This is a genomic window from Simiduia sp. (assembly GCF_058345725.1).
The window spans coordinates 1-20,401 of the sequence record NZ_JBTUOC010000017.1 but is presented as its reverse complement, the minus strand read 5'-3'; the positions used below and the strand labels follow the sequence as shown (position 1 = coordinate 20,401).

Genomic DNA, 20,401 nt, shown 5'->3' with positions numbered 1-20,401 from the left:
TTTGCTCGAGGTTATTGACGTTAAATGCCGGCACACCGTAGTTGTGTTCGGCGGCGTGATCCAGCATCTGACGTAAGCTGATTAAGGCCATGGTTGGTTCCTTCTCGTTTCTCTTGCAGCGGGCTTGGGGCCCGCTGCTCTCGTTAAGTGTAGTGCCGGTTTACCGGTCTAGTTCTAACTATGCTGTCTAAGACTCTGCGGCCTTTATTTACTTCAATTTTTTATGGTTTTATTTTTGCTGTGCTACGCGCTATTGGCGCCTGGCGTGCAACTGAGCCTACGCGAGTGGATGCGGCGCCACGGTTGGCGCCGCACCCACGGCTGTTGCCCATTACTCGGCAGCGCGCGACTCCAGCATCGCCACCGCAGGCAGTACCTTGCCCTCGACATACTCCAGGAAAGCGCCACCACCGGTGGAAATATAGGACACCTGCTCGGCGATGCCATACTTATCCACGGCCGCCAGGGTGTCGCCACCGCCGGCAATAGAAAACGCGCTGGATTCGGCTATGGCCTGCGCCAGGGCCTGAGTGCCCGCGCCAAACTGATCGAACTCGAACACCCCCACCGGGCCGTTCCAAATGATGGTTTTGGCGGTTTTCAGTATCTCGGCCAGTTGCGCACTGGTCTCTGCGCCTATGTCGAAGATCATGTCGTCGGCCTCGACGGCATCGGCCGCTTTGGCCGAGGCCACGGCGGTCTCGCTAAATTCTTTACCGGTGACCACGTCCACGGGCACGGGGATGTGGGTTTTCGCCATCAGCGCCTTGGCGGTGTCGATCAGGTCGTGTTCGCACAAGGATTTGCCCACGGGTTTGCCGCTGGCCGCCAAGAAGGTGTTGGCGATGCCGCCGCCCACAATCAGTTGGTCCACTTTGTCGGACAAAGACTCCAACACCGTGAGCTTGGTGGACACTTTTGAGCCACCCACAATGGCCACCAGCGGGCGCTCGGGCTTGGCCAAAGCCTTTTCCAGCGCGTCTAGCTCCGCCGCCAGCAGGGGGCCGGCGCAAGCCACGGGCGCAAATTTGGCCACGCCGTGGGTAGAGGCCTGGGCGCGGTGGGCGGTGCCAAAGGCATCCATCACGAAGATATCGCACAGGCCAGCGTAGGCCTTGGCCAAAGTCTCGTCGTCTTTTTTCTCGCCAATGTTGAAGCGCACGTTTTCCAACATGACCACGGCACCGGCACCCACTTCCACACCGGCCTGCCAGTCTTTAACCACGGGTACGTCACAGCCCAGCAGTTTACCCAGGTGCAGCGCCACCGGTTTAAGTGAGCTGGCCTCGTCGTAGACGCCCTCTTCCGGACGCCCCAGGTGCGACATCAGCAGCACCTTGGCGCCGGCGGCCACGGCGGCTTTAATGGTGGGCAATGCGGCGCGGATGCGCGCGTCACTGGTCACTTTGCCGTCTTTTACCGGCACGTTCAGGTCTTCGCGAATCAGCACTCGCTTGCCCGACAGATCCAGATCCTTCATCAGCTTCACAGCCATTGGAGCATTCCTCTTTCGATTCAAAAAATTGTGACTGAAAATATCGTTGTTATGGGTGTCGCTAAAAGTATTCGGCCCAGTAGCTGGCGGTATCCAACATGCGGTTGGCAAAGCCCCACTCGTTATCGAACCAGGTCAACACTTTCACGTGGTGGCGACCGGCCACGCGGGTCTGGCCGCCGTCGACAATGCCCGAGCGGCTGTCGTGGTTAAAATCCCAGCTGGCCAATAGCTCGTCGGTATAGCCCAGCACGCCGCTGAAGTGTTGGGCCGCCGCGTTGCGCAAAATTTCGTTTACGGCCTGCGCGTCTGTGGCCTGCTCCACCACCAAATTCAAATCGATAGCCGACACGTTGACCACCGGCACGCGCATGGCCTGGGCCTCAAACTTGCCGGCCAATTCGGGCAGCAGGCGGTCAATCCCCAAAGCCAAACCGGTTTCCACCGGAATAATCGACTGAAACGCCGAGCGGGTTTTGCGCAAATCCGTGTGGTGATAGGCGTCGATCACCGGCTGATCGTTCATGGCCGAGTGGATGGTGGTGAGCATGCCCGAGCGAATGCCGAGCGCTTCGTGCAGCGAGTAAATCACCGGCACGATGCAATTGGTGGAACAACTGGCGTTGGAGACAATGGTCTGTGCGCCCTGCAGCGCGTGGTGGTTAAACCCATAAACGATAGTGGCATCCACCTCGTTGGTGGCCGGGTGCGAAAACAACAGGTGTTTGGCGCCGGCGTCTATGTGCAGCTGCGCCGTGGCGCGATCGCTAAAGGTGCCGGTGCACTCAAGCACCAAATCGATCTTGAGTTCGCGCCAGGGCAATTTGCGCGGGTCTTCTTCGTGTATGAGTGTAATGTCCCAGTGGGCGATGCGAATCGCGCCCTCGCCCTTAAGCTCCACCGGGCCGCCAAAGCGGCCGTGGGTGGAGTCGTAGCGGGTCAGGTGCGCAATGGTAGCCCCATCGGCCAGCTCGTTAATGGCCACCAATTCAAGATTGCCAGCGCGACCGGCCTGCTGGGCTTCAAACAGCGCGCGCAGCACCGAGCGGCCAATGCGGCCGTAGCCATTAATGGCGACGCGAACGGTCATAAGCGCCCTGTCTCGCGTGCCGTGTTAATCCAACAACTCTTCAACGGCGGCCACCACATTGTCGACGGTAAAGCCAAAGTGCTCCATCAGCGCGGCGCCAGGTGCCGATTCACCAAAGGTGGTCATGCCCACCACGCGGCCATCCAGGCCCACGTATTTCCACCAGTAGTCCACGTGTGCCGCTTCTACTGCAACGCGCGGCAGTACCGACAGGGGCAGTACCTGCTCTTTGTACAGGGCATCCTGCTGGTCGAACACGTTGGTGCACGGCATGGACACCACTCGCACCTTGCGGCCGGCGGCGGTTAACTGGTCGGCTGCGGCCAGGGCCAGCGACACTTCGGAGCCGGTGCCAATGATGATGGCCTCTGGCTCGCCGTCACAGTCTTTCAGGATGTAACCGCCACGGGCGATGTCGGATACCTGCGCGTCGGTGCGCGCGATGGGGTCCAGGTTTTGGCGGCTGAATACCAGTGCAGTGGGGCCGTCCTTGCGCTCGACGGCGGCCTTCCAGGCCACAGCCGATTCGGTGCCATCGGCAGGGCGCCAGGTGTTCAGGTTGGGCGTCATGCGCAGGTTGGCAATTTGCTCGATGGGCTGGTGCGTGGGGCCGTCTTCACCCTGGCCAATGGAGTCGTGGGTGAATACAAAAATGCTCTGTTGTTTCATCAGCGCCGCCATGCGCACGGCGTTGCGGGCGTATTCCATGAACATTAGGAAGGTAGCGCCGTAGGGCACAAAGCCGCCGTGCAGGGCCACACCGTTCATGATGGCTGCCATGCCGAATTCGCGCACGCCGTAGTAAATGTAGTTGCCGCTGGTGTCCTCTGCGGTCAGGCCCTTACAGCCGCTCCACAGGGTGAGGTTGGAACCGGCCAGATCGGCGGAGCCGCCCAGCAGTTCGGGCAACAGGGGGCCAAAGGCATTCAGGGTGTTTTGCGACGCCTTGCGCGAGGCAATTTTATCGCCCTTGGCCTGGGTGTCTTTAATAAAGGCCTCGGCCTTGGCGGCGAAATCGGCGGGCAGTTCGCCCTTGATCACGCGGCGCTCAAACTCGGCGGCCAGTTCTGGGTGTGCAGCTTTGTAGGCCTCGAACTTAGCGTTCCAGCCCTGCTCGCGCTCGGCACCTTTGGCCTTGGCGTCCCAACCGGCGTAGATATCGGCGGGAATTTCGAAGGGCGCGTGCGACCAGCCCAGTTTTTCGCGGGTCAGGGCGATTTCGTCGTCGCCCAGTGGCGCGCCGTGGCAATCCTCTTTGCCCTGCTTGTTGGGCGAACCGAAACCGATAATGGTTTTGCAGCAAATCAGTGTGGGCTTATCGCTCTCCGCGCGCGCCGCTTCAATGGCCGCTTTAATGGCGGCGCTGTCGTGGCCGTCCACCGCGGGAATCACCTGCCAGCCGTAAGCTTCGAAACGCTTGGGCGTGTCGTCGGTAAACCAGCCTTCCACTTCGCCGTCGATGGAAATGCCGTTGTCGTCGTAGAAGGCGATCAGTTTGCCAAGGCCCAAGGTGCCGGCCAGGGAAGCCACTTCGTGGGAGATACCCTCCATCATGCAGCCATCGCCCAGGAAGCAGTAGGTGTAGTGATCCACGATGGCGTGGCCGTCGCGGTTGAACTGCGCGGCCAGGGTTTTCTCGGCCACCGCCATACCCACGGCGTTGGCGATGCCCTGGCCAAGGGGGCCGGTGGTGGTTTCAACGCCCGGCGCGTAGCCGTACTCGGGGTGGCCCGGGGTCTTGGAGTGCAACTGGCGGAACTGCTTCAGCTCGGCCATGGGCAGGTCGTAGCCCGACAGGTGCAGCAGGGAGTAAATCAACATGGAACCGTGGCCGTTCGACAGCACAAAGCGGTCGCGGTCTACCCAGTTGGGGTTGGCCGGGTTGTGGCTCAAATAATCGTTCCACAGCACCTCGGCAATGTCGGCCATGCCCATGGGGGCACCGGGGTGACCGGACTTGGCTTTCTGGACGGCGTCCATGCTGAGGGCACGGATAGCATTGGCGAGATCATTGCGTGAGGCCATGGAAAGGCTCCTGTGTAAGGCAAAAAACAGCGGGCGACCCACCAAAACGGCAGGGGCTTAAAAGGGGCGCTATTTTCGCGTAACGGGCGGGGGGCGTAAAGGTCAAACAGGTGTTTATTTCTTAATCACGGGGCAAATAACTGTCGCACCCCTCGCGCGATGGCGGGCCTGCGCACCGGTTTCGCGGCGCCAAAAAATCGCTTGCAGTTTTAAGGTGCTTTGTTAGGTTCGGCGCGCTTTCACGATTCATACCGCACCCGGCACCGGACGCCGCACTTCAGCTACTCGCCTGATTCGCCTGTGCACAACCATAAGGACATGACCATGCCAACGCGCTTTACCAAAATTTTTCTGTTATTAATCAGCATCTTAGCGCTTGCCGCCTGTGGTGGCGCCGGCTCCGAAGAGCCGGCCGCGAGCGGCGATACCCCGCTGCAAAGCCAAACCATCAGCTTCAGTGAATCCGGTACGATCGAACTGCAAGTAGGGGACGTGCGTACTACTAGCGCCTCTGCAGATAGTGCGGGAGTTCTCACTTTTAGCATTGGGGACGAGGGGGTTGCCACCGTTGACAGCGACGGTACCCTGACCGCTGTGAGTGCAGGCAGTACGCAAATCACCGTGACTGCACCGGCCGACGCAACCTATCAGCGCGCCACCCTCACGCTGCCGATCACCGTCGCCAAACGGGCGGCCAATACTCACTTTGAAACGGCCACACTGACGCTGGCCGCCACCGCCAACCATACGGTTAGCGCCACCACCAATAGCGGCGGCGCCCTCAGCTACAGCAGCCAAGATCCGAGCATTGCCAGTGTCACCAGTGATGGACGCGTTACCGCCGTGTCTGCGGGTACCACTGTCATCCAGGCCCAGAGCGCTGAGACCAGCGCCTATTTAACCGGTGCCGCCGAATTACAGGTCACGGTGACGCGACTGCCGCAAACCCTGACATTGAGCAACGGCAGTGCGCTGTCGGGCACCGTCGGCTCCCAATTGTCGAACAACGTCACAAGCCCGGGCAGCGGTGCCTTCACCTATGCCAGCAGCCACCCCGCAATTGCCGCCGTTAACAGCGCTGGCCTGGTGACACTGCTGGCGGTGGGTCAGGCCACTATCCAAGTCAGCCAGGCCGCCGACGGCCAGTACGCCGCCGCCGCCACCAGCTTTCAAGTAACGGCGCTCCCCCTCGCGGCAACTCTCAGCTTTGCCGCGCCCGGCCCGCTGGCGCGCAAGGTTGACGATGTCCTGAGCAACCCCGCCAGTGCCAGCGATGGCGCCGGTGTTATCACTTACTCGGTGTCTGACTCCAGCCTGGCGAGCGTGGACGCCGCTGGCACCGTCACCCTGCTAGCCGCCGGCACTGTTGCTGTCACGGCCACTCGGCCCGCCACCGACCAGTATCCCGCCGCCTCGGCCAGCTACAGCATCGACGTTTCCCGCTATGACCAGTCGCTCGCCTTCACCCACAGCGGCGCCCAAACCCTGCGCGTGGAAGACACCCTCGATAACGCCGTCACCGGCGACACCGGCACCGGCAGCCTTAGCTACAGCAGCACGAACACTGCCGTTGCCAGCGTCGATGCCGCCGGCAGCCTGACCGCCGCGGGTGCGGGCACCGCCACTATCACCGCCACCAAAGCCGCCGACCGCAAATACGCGGCGGCCACGGCCAGCTATAGTGTGACCGTAGAGCGCCACCCACAAACGCTGACTTTTGAGCACGCAGGCGACCAGACACTGTTGGTGGACGACACCCTCAGCAACGCCGTTAGCGGCGACCTCGGCTCGGGCGATTTAAGCTACAGCAGTGCCGACACAGCGGTCGTCAGTGTGGACGCCGCCGGCAAGCTGACCGCAGCGGGGGCCGGAGCCACCACCATCACCGCCACCAAGGCCGCCGACCACAAGTACGCGGCGGCCACGGCCAGTTTTAACGTAGACGTCGAACGCCACGCGCAAACACTGACCTTTGAGCAGGCCGGCGACCAGACGGTACTGGTGGATGACATATTCAGCAACGCTGTCGGCAGCAGCCCCGGTACCGGTGCGCTAAGCTATGCCAGCGACAACACCGCCGTTGCCACCGTCGACGCCGACGGCAGCCTGTTGGCAGCAACTGCAGGCACCGCCACGATTACCGCCACTAAAGCCGCCGACAGAAAATACGCCCAGGCCACAGCCAGCTACCTGCTCACCGTAGACAAGCACCCGCAAACCATTGCCTTTAGCACCACTGGCCCACTGAAGATGCTGACTGGAGAAGTCCAATCGCCGGCGCTGACCGATGGGCCAGGCACCGGAGCCGTGAGTTACAGCAGCAGCGACACTGCCATCGCCAGCGTTGCGGACAGTGGCGAAATCACCGTGCACGCGCGCGGCGAGGCCACCATTACCGCAACTAAAGCCGCCGATGAAAAATACAGCGCCGCTAGCGCCAGCATTGAATTGCACTCCGTCGATCGCCAGATTGCCATGGCCGCCTGGGTCGGTAGCGACAGAGCCAGGGTGCAGTTTGATCCCGCCGCACAAGGTATCGAGTGGGCCGCCAGTAACACCGCCAGTTGCAATATGGACGACATATCGGCCTGCACCAATGGCACCAAACGCACCATTGGCGCGCTGCCGGAAGAGGAGTTCAGCTTTGCCGGCAATCAAACCAGTTACTACCAGTTCCGCCACGGCGAGCACACCGCCAACATGCCCACCCAAATTTTGCGCTGGAGCGCTCGCTCGGGCCTGAAAACCGCTGCACTGAATGGCTACCTCTATCTGGTGGGCGGGTCCAATTACAACACCAGCAGTCATATCAACGTCTGGCGCTCGGCCAACGGCGTGCAATTCACTCGACAAAATGCTTTCGAATCCAGCACGGGCAGCCGCCGGCACCACAGCGTGATCGGTTTTAACAACAAACTCTGGCTGATTGGCGGCGGCCCCGACGCAGCCATCTGGTCCAGTAGCAGTGGCGCCGGCTGGACTAAAGAAGTCACCAGTGCGCCCTTTGGCCGGCGCTCCCACGCACAATTGCTAAGCCTCGGCGGCCACCTGTATTTGATTGGCGGCGACAGCCAGGACGGCTCGACGCTGAAAGACGTTTGGCGTTCGGCAGATGGCATCAGCTGGACCCAGATTGCCGACAACCAAGCCTTTGCAAAGCATGCGCACGGTCAAATTTTTAACGGCAAACTCTGGTTGATCGGTGGCGACGCCGGCGACGGCTTTGGCCGTGTGCTGAGCTCCACCGATGGCATCAGCTGGACCACGGTAGCCGCCACGCCGCCCTTCGACACAGGCAGTGGCTTGGGCGGCGCGGCCGCACACGACGGTAAACTCTGGCTGATTGAGGGGGTTTCCGAGCGCACTTGGCACACCACCGACGGTGTTAACTGGCAGGCCGGCGCGCCGCTTCCCGTGGCCCAATTGACCAATGCCGCGCTTCAATCCTTTAACGGCCAGTTGTTGATTATGGGTGGCAACATCAACAGCCCCACCGAAGTGAGCGAGCACATTTTTGCCCACCTCGGCGACAGCTGGGGCATCGTCAGCGATCGCCATATTGGCAAGCCCTACCCGGGCAAATTGGTGGCGGGCGACGGTATGCTCTGGTCAATCGTGCAAAGTGATGGCGGCCGCGAAGGCCAGATGCTGGCATCCACCGACGGAGTACACTGGAGCGAGCGCGCGACACCGCCTGGCCGCAGAGATGGCGGTCACTTTGCGTACTTCAAGGGCAAACTTTGGCTGATTCAAACCGATACCAGGGACGGTCAGCGCAGCCACTATTTCGACGCCTCCGCAGGCTGGGTTAGCGTCGACCAGCTACCGGCTTTCTCATCGCGCACCTTTACTTATATGGTGGAGCACAACGGCAAGTTGTGGGTCATGGGGGGCAGTAATACCGCCGACAACAGCAAAGCCAACGACATCTGGTCCAGCGCCGACGGTATCAACTGGTCGCTGGCGGGCAGCAACGACATTCTGGCGCGCAGCACCTACGCAGTCGCTTCGTTTAACGGCAAGCTATGGGTGACTGGCGGACAAAACGGCTTTGTTTATCCGAAGGATCTCCACTCCAGTGTGGACGGCAGTACCTGGGTGAAAGAGCTGGACAATGTACCCTATAAACACCGCACCCACGCCGCCCTGTGGACACAGGGCGGCCGCCTTTGGTTGATTGGCGGCTGGTCCAACGAAACCTTCTTGCACTACACGGATGTCTGGTCCAGCGCCGACGGCGTGAGCTGGGAACTCGAACTCAACAGCACGTTACTGGGTCGCCGCTTGCTACCCCAAATTGCCGTGCTCGACGGCATGGCTTACCTGTACGTGACCAGCGGCGCCGACGACAACCGCACCTACGGCTTTTGGCGATCGCCCAATGGCAAGGATTGGCAGCGCTTGATGCTTCAAGACGCCTACCTGCAATAACCCTCAGGCTTCCTTACCTTCGCCCCGCTGGTCGGGGCTTTTTTGTGCGCGAAAACTTTTAGCGTCAGACATTGCTAAATTTTTAGCATGATGCTATTTTTTTAGCATACGAGGAAATTGTTATGACAAAAACCAAAATCAGTCGCCGCGAGCGAGAAATTCTGGATGTGCTTTACCAAGCCGGTGAGGCCAGTGCCCAACAGGTGCAATCGCTCATGCCCGACCCGCCCAGTTATTCGTCGGTGCGGGCGCTGTTGGCGCGCATGATCGACAAGGGGCTGGTAAAACACCGGCAGGAGGGCGCCAAATATGTGTACCAACCCGCTCAGGCGCGCGAGGCGGCGCAGAGCTCGGCCCTGTCGCGCATGTTGCGAACGTTTTTTGACGGCTCCATCGCCAAGGCCGCCAATGCCTTGTTGGGCGAAAAGGGTGAGGAATTAACCGACGCCGAGCTGGACGCGCTCGAGCAAGCCATCGCCAAGGCGCGCGCAAAAAAGCGCAACACCTAAACGCCGCAGCCCACGGACAGGAGACGCCATGCTCACCATCAACCTGCTACTGACGCTGACCGTAAAACCGCTGCTGCTGATTGCACTGGCGTGGCAGTTGATTCGGCAGGAGGGCAACCGCTCCGCCAGCCACCAGCACCTGCTGACCACGGCACTGCTCTGGGGCCTGCCGCTGTTGTTACTGTTGAGCTGCACCCTGCCGGCCATCGCCTTTAACAGCAACTGGCTGAGCCAGGCCAGCGATATGTGGCGGCAACCGAGCGGTCAGTTGCTGCACACAGCCAGCGCCACCGCCCTGCTCAGTTTCTATCTGTTTGGCCTGCTGTTTTTGCTGTTTTACCAAGCCTTGGGGCTGGGACTGCTCGCGCAAGTGAGCCGAGAGGCGCTGGCAGCCACGCCAATCGCGCTGCCCAAACTGACACATCTCACGCGTCTGCGCCGCCGCCCACAGGTCGTCGTAAGCCCGGCGATCAGCTGCCCGCGGACCTGGGGTTGGCAGCGCCCCGTCATCCTGCTGCCGATAGATTTTTTTGCGCAACCCGATAGCGCCCAAACACTCGCCTTACTGCACGAGCTGGGCCACATTCAGCGCGGCGACTGGCTGGTGCGCCAGCTCACGCGACTGGTGTGTGCGCTCTTTTGGTTTTTGCCCCCCGTGTGGTGGCTGGCGCGCCAACAGGCCGAGCAAGCCGAACGCGCCACCGACGACTGGGTGCTGGCGCACCAGGGACGCAGCGCCGATTACGCCGACCTGTTACTGCAAAGCGCCAAGGCGCTGCGTCAACTGGATTTACCCACGCAGGCGCTCAACGGCTCGCCGCTATTCCAGCGCGTAAACCTGTTGCTCGACGGCAGCCTGGATCGCCAGCCCCGCGAACCGCAATCGCTATTGCAGGGTTTGTTGGTGGTTGGGCTCAGCGCCCTGTTGCTGGGCGCCGTGCAATTGCAACCCGCGCTGTTAGCCGCGCCACAGCGCCCCGCGCTACTGGTCACCCTTTTGCCGAAGGAAGTCCCCGCGCCAAGCACCGAAACGCCATCCACAAGAACTCACACCCCATCCGCTCAGGCCATGAGCGCGCAACGGGCCGCCTTTACTCAAGTTGCGCGGCAGCCACTGGCGGTTGCCCCCATGGAAACGGTGCGCGTAGTCGCCAGCAACAGCGTGTCGCTGACTCGCCCTGCACCGGCCACGGAAATACAAGTGGGGCGGCCGCAGCTGCCCAATGTGTTGCCGCTCGAATTGGTGACCCCCAGCTACCCCAAACGCGCACTGGCGCGCGGCATAGAGGGCACAGTGACCCTGACCTTTGCCATTAACCCAGAGGGGCGCGCACAGGATATTCGGGTGCTCGGCCAAGCCAATAGTCTGCTGGCCCAGGCCGCCGCCGACGCCCTGGCCCAGTCGCGCTTTGCCCGCCCCACGCTGCACCAGCAGCCGTTTACGCTCACGGGTCTCACCGAAGAATACCGCTTTCGCATTCTCACTGAACCACCGGACACCTGATCACTGTCCTGCCTTTGACGCGCGCGCGTCGCCTTTAAACCTCAATCGCAACATTAAGGAGGGTGTCTATGAACACCACAACTTTCGCTCGCCCCGAATTTCGCATCGCCGGTGCGCTACCCACGGCGGCACTCACCACCATCACGCTAATTTACGGCATGCATGTGCTGATCGATCGGGACTATAGCGAGCCCGATGTAACCGACAGCGCGCCCGTCATTGAGATCGTCATGAAAGACCGGGAACCCATTAAAAATGAATACGAGCAACCGAAGAAAATTCCCGAACCGGAAGCCGTACCGGAGCTGCCCGACTTTGAGCTGTCGCTGGGCGACAACAGCGTTACCGGCCTGGTGCCCGGCTTCAGCAAACCCCCGCTCACCGACGTAATTCCCAGCATCGGCCTGGGCGGTGGCAACTTGGTAAAACAGGTGATGATTGCGCCCGTGTACCCACGCCGCGCGCTGCAGCGCGGCATTGAAGGCTTTGTGGATGTGGCCTACGACGTCACCGCCTACGGCACCACCACCAACCTGCACATACTGCACGCCGAGCCAGAGGGGGTGTTTGAAAAGGCGGCCCTGGCGGCGGTGGCCAAGTGGAAGTTTCGGCCCCAAATGGTAGACGACGAGCCCATAGCCACTACCAACCTGCGCGAGCGGCTGCGTTTTTCCATCGAGCAAAACTGACGGAGAAAATTAGCGGGCAGCGCTGCCCGCTGGGCTTAGCCGATTAGAACTCAAGGACGCAGACCGCCACCGGTCTGCTTTGCCCGCGTTCAGGGTCTGCGGAGGATGACCGGGCCAGTGCTTAAACTCTGCTGGCTAGCCGACGCCTCCCTGGCCAGAGCGCTGCCCATCAACACCAGAAAATCAGCCCCTGAGGTATCGGCCGTGAGACGCACTTTGCTGGCCAGGCCCACAGTGGGATAGGCGCCGCACACTTCGCCCGCATCGCACAGCACCAAATCGTTGTCGGAGTCGGTGCCCGCCACCAGGTAATAATCACCGGCCGGTACGCCGGTAAATTGGTAGTCGTAATTGCCGTTAAGGTCTGGCTCCAGATCCACCTGATCCACCAGCGCGAAGTCTTCGTTCAGCAAGAGTATCCACAGATGTCCGGCGCCCTCGGTGGACACATTGAGCCCCTGGTACATGGACACCTGAATCACCAGCTCGGTACCCGAGTCGGCGGTAAAGGTGACGCTGCCCTGATAGGGGCCATCGGGCAACCCGCTGCGCTCCACACTAATTTGGTAGCTGCCCAGGCCATCGGCATCCACCGATTCGGCCGCCACCGACAGCCAACTGGCGCTGGTGCGCGTGGCCAGCACCCGCACGCTGCCCGAACCTTGCTTGGTAATTTCGACAGAGGTGAGGTCGAGATTGCTGCCAAAGTCGATGGCGTTTTCAGAGGCCACCAAGGTCGCCGGCAGTGTGCCACCAGCGAGATCCGTGGCGTGCTCCACCGCCTTTAAGGCGTTGATGCGCCCGTAGCCGTAGCTGTTGTCGCGCCCGATTGCGCCCTTGTCGTCCACGATGGCGCCGCTGCTGATGGCGCTGTCGAATTCCGCCGGTGTCAGGCTGGGGTAAATAGACACCATCAACGCCGCTACGCCCGCCACGTGTGGCGCCGCCATGGAGGTACCCTGATAAAAGGCGTAACTGCTGCGGCGCTGGCCCGAGGATTCGTCCACCAAGGTGCTGAGCACGCCGTTGACCGCACCCGATTGCTGGGCGCCGCCGGGGGCGGCAATGTCGATGGTCGTGCCGGTGTTGGAATAGGGCGCGATATTGTCGAAGCGATCGGTGGCCGACACCGACACCACACCCGCATAGGCCGCCGGGTAGGAGGGATCGGTGCTGCTCTCATTGCCGGCGGCGGCGATAATGATCACCCCTGCATCGCGCGCCTGCTGGTACACCGATTGCTCCGAGGCGGAAAAGCAAAACTGGCAACCCAGGCTTAAGTTCAATACGTGGGCCCGCTGGTCGGGCAGCTGGCCAGAGGCATTGGCCAAGCGCGCGGCATAGAGCACTGCCTGTTGAATATCGAAGGTACTGCCGCCCTCCTTACCTAGGGCCCGCAGGGGCATGACCTTGGCACCATAGGCTACGCCGGCGCCGCCGGTGGTGTTATTAGTGGCCGCCGCCACCGTGCCGGCCACGTGGGTACCGTGCCAGGAACTGGCACCTACCACCCCGCCATCGCCGGGATCGTCGGGGTTGCTGTCCATGCCGTCGCCATCGAGTGAATTGTTGGCATCGCTGATAAAATCGTAACCCGGCAACAGCTGGCCACTCAGATCCTCGTGCGCCAAATACACCCCGGTATCGACCACAGCGACGATAACACCGGCGCCAGTGGCGACATCCCAGGCCTGAGGCAAATTAATCAGCGGGTAGTGCCACTGCTGAATGTAGCGCGGGTCCGACGGAATGGCGTAGGGTTTGACCGCGTAGTTGGCGCTGGCACTGCGCACTTGGGCGTCGGCGCGCAGCGCTTTAATTTTCATAAAGGTCTGGTAGCGATCCCGATAGGCCTGCAGCTCTGCCGCCGTGCGCGGTACATAGGGGCTGAGCTGGATGGATGTCAGATAGCGGTCCTCCGCCGCCGGCGCCGACAGCGCAAAATGGTTCAGGGTTGGCCCGCCCGGTTCGCCGCGGCTTAGGGTTAAGCCCTTCTGGGCTGCGCGCGCCGCCGTGCCCGAGCGTCCAAGCACCAGGCTGCCCGCGTAGTCCACAATGATTTCACCGGCGCGGGCGGGCGCGCGATCGCTCATGGCGCCCACTCCGGCGCGGGCGGCACTTTGCGGGCGCTCCAAGCTCAACTGGTAATTGGAAAAACCGCTGTAAGCCACCACCTCAATCAGATAGTCGCCATCCAGGGGCACAGTCACCATTTCCGTGTCCGATTCGCCCACCGAAAAGGCCAGCTGGTTACCAAGACTGTCGAACAGGTAGAGGTCCAAGTCCACGGCTGTATCGGCCCAATCGCCAATTTCCAGGTAGATTTTTTGGCCCTGGGTCAACGTGGCGCGGTAAAAGTCGGATCTATCGGGCTGGCTTGCAAAGCGGTCGCCGTTGTCGGTATTGCCCGTGGCCGTCTTGGCCACAAAGCCACTCACGTTCACCTGGCTGGCCAGGGCCTGCGCCTGGCCGGTGCTGTCGTTGCTGATTTCAGTGCTAAAGGGGTCGTTGGTGTCGGTGTCGACCGCCGTTTGCGCCGACGCGGTGACGCGGCCCGACAGGCTAAAGGCACCACTGGGCGGCGCCACAATCTGCACGCTGGTTGTAGCACTGCTGAGCTCGCCATCGCTGTCGGTGAGCGTCAAGGTCACGGTGTAAGTGTCCACTCGCTGGTAGGTGTGACTGACCGCGGGCCCCTGGCCTATGTCGCCATCGCCAAAGTCCCAGTGATAGGAGGCAATACTGCCATCCGGGTCGCGGGAACCGCTGCCGTCAAAACTCACCGTCGCCGGCGCGGTAAAGCTGGTGGCATCCACCTGAATCTCCGGCACCGCCAATTGATTGCCCAACACCTCGACCAACTGGGTGAGAGTGCCGGTCCGACCGGCATTATCGGTGACCGTCAACACCACCGAGTAGTTGCCCGGCGCGCTGTAAATGTGCGACACCACCTGGCCGGTGGCGTTAAATCCGTCGCCAAACTGCCAGCTGTAGCTGGCAATGCTGCCGTCGCTGTCGAAGGAACCCGCGCCGTTAAAGGCAACGGTCGCCGGCGCCTTAAAGCTATTGGCGGTAATGCTAAAGGCGGCCACGGGCGCCGCATTGGCCGGGGCGCCGCCCCCGCCCCCGCCGCCACCGCAGGCCGCCATCGCCACGGCGAATACCGCAGCCAGTACGCCTATCGTCCACTGCTTTAACACGCCCACACCTCGTTAATCATTCGCTGCCGCTCGGATCGGCGGCCAGACCCTTTACTATACGGCCATAGGTGCGTTCTGGCCCATACCTATGCCACACCTTGGGTAGATTCAAGCGGTCAGACCCTGCCGCACCTATATCAAAATATTTTGATATAGGAATTTTAGGCTGTTACACTGCCCCCATGAATCACTCCCTTGCCGCCATTGCCAGCACCGCCGAGGTGCAGCCCGCCGACCCTCAGCAGCTCTCCAGCCTGCTAAAGGCTGCCGCCGATCCACTGCGCCTGGAGATTTTGCGGCTGCTGGCTCAGGATTCCTTTGGTGTGTTAGAGCTGGCCGGTCTACTGGACATGCAGCAGTCGGGCATGAGCCACCACCTAAAGGTTCTGACCAAGGGCGACTGGTTGACCACCCGGCGCGAAGGCAATTCTATCTACTATCGGCGCAAACCCCTGGCGCCCGGCCACCCGCTCACCGAGGTGAAAAGCGCATTGTTGGCCACCCTGGACAGCCAGCCCCTGAGTGCCGAGCGCGCGCAGCGGCTCGATAATTTGTACGAGATGCGCAGCCGTACCTCGCAACAATTTTTTGCGGAAAACGCCCAAAAATTTCGCGCCCAGCAAGATCTCATTGCCAGCTTTCCCATTTACGGCGATGCCGTCTGCGAATTACTGGCCAGCATTCACTGGCCCGCGGCGGCCACCGCGCTGGAGGTGGGACCGGGCGCGGGCGAGTTACTGCCCTGGCTGGCAGAGCGGTTTGCCCAGGTGACCGCGCTCGACAACGCGCCCGAGATGCTCGCGCAAGCGCAGACCAACAATCCGGGCCTGAGTAATGTGGTGTTTTTGTTGGGCGATACCCGCACCGCGCTGGCGCAATCGCTCCAGGCCGATTGCGTTGTGATTAACATGGTGCTGCATCACACACCCAGCCCGGCCGAGGTTTTTCAAGACCTGGCCAAATTGCTCAAGCCCGGCGGCTCACTGGTCATCACCGATTTGTGCCGGCACGAACAACCTTGGGCGCAGGCCGCCTGCGGCGATCTGTGGCAGGGTTTTGAGCCAGAAGATTTTAGCCACTGGGCCAGGCGCGCAGGCCTGGACGAAGGCCAAAGCAGTTATTTTGCCCTGCGCAACGGATTTCAAATTCAAATTCGCCAGTTTTATTTGGCCGTATAAATTTTCGCTCACCCTAACGGAGACGCACCATGTCTGAATACGCCATCTTTACCTCTGAGTCCGTCTCAGAAGGCCATCCCGATAAAATGGCCGATCAAATTTCCGACGCCATACTCGATGCCATTCTCACCGACGACAAAGACTCCCGCGTCGCGGTGGAAACCTTGGTGAAAACCGGCATGGTTGTGGTGGCCGGCGAAGTGCGCACCAGCACCTACGTGGATCTGGAAGATTTAATTCGCGATGTGGTGCTGGATATCGGCTACAACTCCAGCGAAGTTGGCTTCGACGGCGCCTCGTGCGCGGTGCTGAACGCAATTGGCAAACAATCGGTCGATATCGCCATTGGCGTAGACGAAGCCGACGACAAAGATCTGGGCGCTGGCGACCAGGGTTTGATGTTTGGCTACGCCTCCAATGAAACCGACGTGCTGATGCCCGCACCCATTTACTACGCGCACCGATTGGTCGAGCGCCAAGCGAAACTGCGTAAAAACGGCACGCTGGATTGGCTGCGTCCCGACGCCAAAAGCCAGGTGACCCTGCGCTACGAAAACGGCAAGCCCGTGGCGGTTGACGCCGTGGTGCTGTCCACCCAGCACGCGCCCAACATCAAGCAGGCCGACATCCGCGAGGCAGTGCTGGACGAAATTATCAAGCCCGTACTGCCCGCCGAGTGGCTACACAAGGACACCCTGTTTCACATTAACCCCACGGGCCAGTTCATCATTGGCGGCCCCGTGGGCGACTGCGGCTTAACTGGCCGCAAGATTATTGTGGACACCTACGGCGGCATGGCGCGCCACGGCGGCGGCGCCTTTTCGGGCAAAGATCCGTCAAAAGTGGATCGCTCGGCTGCCTATGCCGGTCGCTATGTGGCGAAGAACATTGTCGCCGCCGGTTTGGCAGAGCGCTGTGAAATTCAAGTGTCTTACGCCATTGGCGTGGCCGAACCCACGTCAATTGCCGTTAACACCTTTGGCACCGGCAAACTCAGCGACAGCGCCATTGTGGATTTAGTGCGCGAACATTTTGATCTGCGCCCGCAGGGCTTGATCGCCATGCTGGACTTAAAGCGCCCCATCTACCGCCAGACCGCATCTTACGGCCACTTTGGTCGCGAGCACGCAGATTTCACCTGGGAGCGCACCGACAAGGCCGAGGCCCTGGCAAAAGCCCTTTAACGAATCGTGCAGCCACAAGCTGCCTAATTTTTTAAGCGCGCCACCCGCGCGCCCAAGCAACAGGATTGATCATGACTTATTCCGTAAACGGTTTTTCAGATTTTAAAGTGGCGGCAAAAGATTTGGCGCAATTTGAAAAGGACGCCGCCTGGGGCCGCCGTGAAATTGAAATCGCCGAGGGCGAAATGCCGGCGCTGATGGCACTGCGCCGCAAGTACCACGAGGCGCAACCCCTAAAGGGTGCCCGCATCATGGGCTGTATTCACATGACGATTCAAACCGCGGTGTTAGTTGAAACACTGGTGGATTTGGGCGCCGAAGTGCGCTGGTCTTCGTGCAATATTTTTTCAACGCAAGATCACGCCGCCGCCGCCATTGCCGCCGCCGGCATTCCGGTGTTTGCCTGGAAAGGCGAAACCGACGAAGAGTTTTGGTGGTGCATCGAGCAAACCGTGCTGGCCAGCAAAGATGGCAACCAAGTGTGGGATGCCAATATGATTCTGGATGACGGTGGCGACCTCACCCAGCTGTGCCACGAAAAATACCCAGACCTGCTCGACAAGATTCACGGCATCAGCGAAGAAACCACCACCGGTGTCCACCGCCTGCTGGAAATGATGGAACAAGGCACCTTAAAAGTGCCCGCCATTAACGTGAACGATGCCGTAACCAAGTCTAAAAACGACAACAAATACGGTTGTCGCCACAGCTTGAACGACGCCATTAAGCGCGGCACCGATCACCTGCTGTCGGGTAAAAAAGCTCTGGTCATCGGCTACGGCGACGTGGGCAAGGGCTCGGCCGCATCGCTGCGCCAGGAAGGCATGATTGTAAAGGTTACTGAAATTGACCCAATCTGTGCCATGCAGGCCTGCATGGACGGCTACGAAGTGGTATCGCCCTACAACAACGGCGTTAATACCGGCAAGCTGGAAGATATAAACACCGCCCTGCTGGCCAATACCGACTTGCTTGTCACCACCACCGGCAACGTCAATGTGTGCGACAGCGCCATGCTACAAGCTTTGAAGTCGAGCGCCGTGGTCTGCAATATCGGTCACTTCGACAACGAAATCGACACCGCCTTCATGCGCAAAAACTGGCACTGGGAAGAAGTAAAGCCGCAGGTGCACAAAATCTATCGCGCCGCCAGCAAAGATGCCGCCAATGGCGATCATTTGATTCTGCTGTCTGAAGGCCGCCTGGTGAACCTTGGCAACGCCACTGGTCACCCCTCGCGTATTATGGACGGCTCATTTGCCAACCAGGTGCTGGCGCAGATGTATTTGTATGAGCAGAAGTTTGCCGATCTACCGGCTGCCGACAAAGCGGACAACATCTACGTAAAAGTACTGCCTAAGAAGCTGGACGAAGAAGTAGCCAAAGACATGGTTGAAGGATTTGGCGGCGTAATCACCAAACTCACCGAAGCTCAGGCCAAATACATCGGCGTGAAGACCGAAGGCCCCTACAAACCAGAAAGCTATAAATACTAAGGATGTGCGGCAAGGGCTTGCCCTTGCCGCTCGCCCACAGTCACAGGACAAATACAATGAGCGAAAACATTCGCATAAGTTTTGAATTTTTCCCGCCTAAAACACCCGAAGGCAAAAAGAAGTTGTTTCAGGTGCGCGAGGAGCTTCAACAGTTCAATCCCGATTTTTATTCCGTTACCTACGGTGCCGGCGGCACCACCCGCGACACCACGCGTGGGGTTGTGAAGGCGTTAATAGAGCAGGGCATAGATGCCGCTCCCCACCTGTCGTTTGGCGGCGATGACGAGCAGGCAGTCGAAAGTTTGCTGAACGACTACAAAGCGTTTGGCGTTAAGCGCATCGTCGCACTGCGCGGTGACTTGCCCTCGGGCATGGGCGGCCATTCGCAGTTGGTTTACGCCAATCAATTGGTCGCTTTTATTCGCGAAAAATTTGGCGATCACTTCCAACTGGAAGTGGCGGCTTACCCAGAAATTCACCCAGAGGCGAAAAGCTACAGCGATGATATTCGCTATCTGAAGGGTAAATTTGATGCGGGTGCCAACAACGCCATTACGCAGTACTTTTTTAACCCGGACAGCTACTTTCACTTTATCGATCAGTGTCAGCAAGCCGGCATTGATGCGCCCATTTACCCCGGCATCATGCCCATCATCAACTACCGCAATCTGGCGCGTTTTTCCGACAGCTGCGGCGCAGAAATTCCGCGCTGGCTGCGCAAGCGACTGGAAGGCTTTGGCGACGACACTGAATCGCTACAGGCCTTTGGTATCGACCTGGTAACAGAGCTGTGCGACACATTACTGGAAAACGGCGCGCCGGGTTTGCACTTTTACACCATGAACCAAACCAAGCCCACCGCGCAGATTTTAAAGAATCTGGCAGGCGAGTAACCATGCGCATTCCCCGCCTCTATGTGAACCAACCACTCGCCAGCGGCCAGGTGATTGATCTTGATGCCACGGCCAGCCGCTATTTGGGCAGTGTGTTACGTATGGAAGTGGGGCGACCGCTGATTGCCTTTAACGGCCAGGGTGGCGAGTACCTCGCCACGGTACACGCCGTCAGCAAGAAGCAGGTGAGTATTGGAGTTGGCAAGTTCAATCCGGATAATCGTGAATCGCCCCTGCAACTTACCCTCGGTATTGGATTATCCAAAGGTGATCGCTTTGATTGGGTTATTCAAAAAGCCACGGAACTGGGCGTGAACCATATTACCCCGCTGTTCACCAGCCGCTCTGAAGTCAAACTCAATAAAGAGCGCGCCGAGAAAAAGTTGGGGCACTGGCAGCAGATTGCCATTTCTGCCAGCGAGCAGTGTCAGCGCAACATACCACCCGTGGTGGTGGCCCCGGTTAAGTTAGAGGATTGGCTCGCCAATCGCACAGAAGACTTAAAGTTGGTACTGCACCACCGCAGCGATAAAACCCTGGCGCAACACCAGCAGCCTCAGTCCGCAGCGCTTTTAATCGGCCCCGAGGGCGGCTTGGATGACGATGAAATCGATCGGGCGCTGGCGTCGGAGTTTCAACAGCTGACCCTTGGCCCGCGCGTGTTTCGCACTGAAACGGCGCCCATAGTGGCATTGAGTTTACTGCAG

At 60.1% G+C, this 20,401-nt stretch carries 14 protein-coding genes; 9 read left to right on the top strand and 5 right to left on the bottom strand.

From position 1 onward, the window contains the following. The 4 genes from ACW8F6_RS04295 to tkt all read right to left on the bottom strand — a co-directional run. Positions 1-91, bottom strand: a 91-nt coding sequence (locus ACW8F6_RS04295) for a class II fructose-bisphosphate aldolase (protein WP_491574613.1), incomplete at its 3' end; no start/stop codon positions are given. Between the two features lie 240 nt (positions 92-331). Beyond that, a complete protein-coding gene (locus ACW8F6_RS04290; protein WP_491574612.1) occupies positions 332-1,495 on the bottom strand; it encodes a phosphoglycerate kinase in 1,164 nt (387 codons plus the stop codon). A gap of 61 nt (positions 1,496-1,556) precedes the next feature. After that, on the bottom strand, positions 1,557-2,585 hold the full coding sequence (locus ACW8F6_RS04285) for a type I glyceraldehyde-3-phosphate dehydrogenase (RefSeq protein WP_491574611.1): 1,029 nt from the start codon (positions 2,583-2,585) through the stop codon (positions 1,557-1,559). A gap of 24 nt (positions 2,586-2,609) precedes the next feature. Next, positions 2,610-4,610: a transketolase gene (gene tkt / locus ACW8F6_RS04280; protein WP_491574610.1), complete on the bottom strand. Its 2,001-nt coding sequence runs from the start codon at positions 4,608-4,610 to the stop codon at positions 2,610-2,612. 324 nt (positions 4,611-4,934) lie between these two features. Between tkt and ACW8F6_RS04275 the strand changes: the two genes are divergently transcribed. The 4 genes from ACW8F6_RS04275 to ACW8F6_RS04260 all read left to right on the top strand — a co-directional run bounded on the left by ACW8F6_RS04275 (position 4,935) and on the right by ACW8F6_RS04260 (position 11,743). Beyond that, positions 4,935-9,041: an immunoglobulin-like domain-containing protein gene (locus ACW8F6_RS04275; RefSeq protein WP_491574609.1), complete on the top strand. Its 4,107-nt coding sequence runs from the start codon at positions 4,935-4,937 to the stop codon at positions 9,039-9,041. A gap of 122 nt (positions 9,042-9,163) precedes the next feature. Beyond that, positions 9,164-9,550, top strand: a complete 387-nt coding sequence (locus ACW8F6_RS04270) for a BlaI/MecI/CopY family transcriptional regulator (protein WP_491574608.1) — start codon at positions 9,164-9,166, stop codon at positions 9,548-9,550. 28 nt (positions 9,551-9,578) lie between these two features. Beyond that, the gene (locus ACW8F6_RS04265) at positions 9,579-11,054 is read left to right on the top strand and encodes a M56 family metallopeptidase (RefSeq protein ID WP_491574607.1); all 1,476 of its coding nucleotides are present in this window, start codon (positions 9,579-9,581) and stop codon (positions 11,052-11,054) included. Positions 11,055-11,122: 68 nt separating this feature from the next. Beyond that, positions 11,123-11,743 (top strand): energy transducer TonB, encoded by a 621-nt coding sequence (locus ACW8F6_RS04260; protein ID WP_491574606.1) that lies wholly within the window; start codon positions 11,123-11,125, stop codon positions 11,741-11,743. Between the two features lie 89 nt (positions 11,744-11,832). On the opposite strand, the gene ACW8F6_RS04255 is transcribed toward ACW8F6_RS04260, so the two are convergent. Beyond that, positions 11,833-14,943 carry a S8 family serine peptidase gene (locus tag ACW8F6_RS04255; protein ID WP_491574605.1) on the bottom strand — a complete coding sequence of 1,037 codons (3,111 nt, stop codon included), beginning with the start codon at positions 14,941-14,943 and terminating at the stop codon, positions 11,833-11,835. Positions 14,944-15,125: 182 nt separating this feature from the next. On the opposite strand from ACW8F6_RS04255, the gene ACW8F6_RS04250 reads away from it, so the two are divergent. From ACW8F6_RS04250 to ACW8F6_RS04230, 5 genes are all read left to right on the top strand, one after another. Continuing rightward, entirely contained in the window at positions 15,126-16,121 is a 996-nt protein-coding gene (locus ACW8F6_RS04250) for an ArsR/SmtB family transcription factor (protein ID WP_491574604.1), read from the top strand. A 29-nt stretch (positions 16,122-16,150) separates the two neighbouring features. Beyond that, positions 16,151-17,305: a methionine adenosyltransferase gene (metK, locus tag ACW8F6_RS04245; RefSeq protein WP_491574603.1), complete on the top strand. Its 1,155-nt coding sequence runs from the start codon at positions 16,151-16,153 to the stop codon at positions 17,303-17,305. Positions 17,306-17,376: 71 nt separating this feature from the next. Further along, entirely contained in the window at positions 17,377-18,801 is a 1,425-nt protein-coding gene (gene ahcY, locus ACW8F6_RS04240) for an adenosylhomocysteinase (protein ID WP_491574602.1), read from the top strand. A gap of 56 nt (positions 18,802-18,857) precedes the next feature. Beyond that, positions 18,858-19,694, top strand: a complete 837-nt coding sequence (gene metF, locus ACW8F6_RS04235; RefSeq protein ID WP_491574601.1) for a methylenetetrahydrofolate reductase [NAD(P)H] — start codon at positions 18,858-18,860, stop codon at positions 19,692-19,694. A gap of 2 nt (positions 19,695-19,696) precedes the next feature. Then, a partial coding sequence (locus ACW8F6_RS04230) for a 16S rRNA (uracil(1498)-N(3))-methyltransferase (RefSeq protein ID WP_491574600.1) occupies positions 19,697-20,401 on the top strand: 705 nt, incomplete at its 3' end.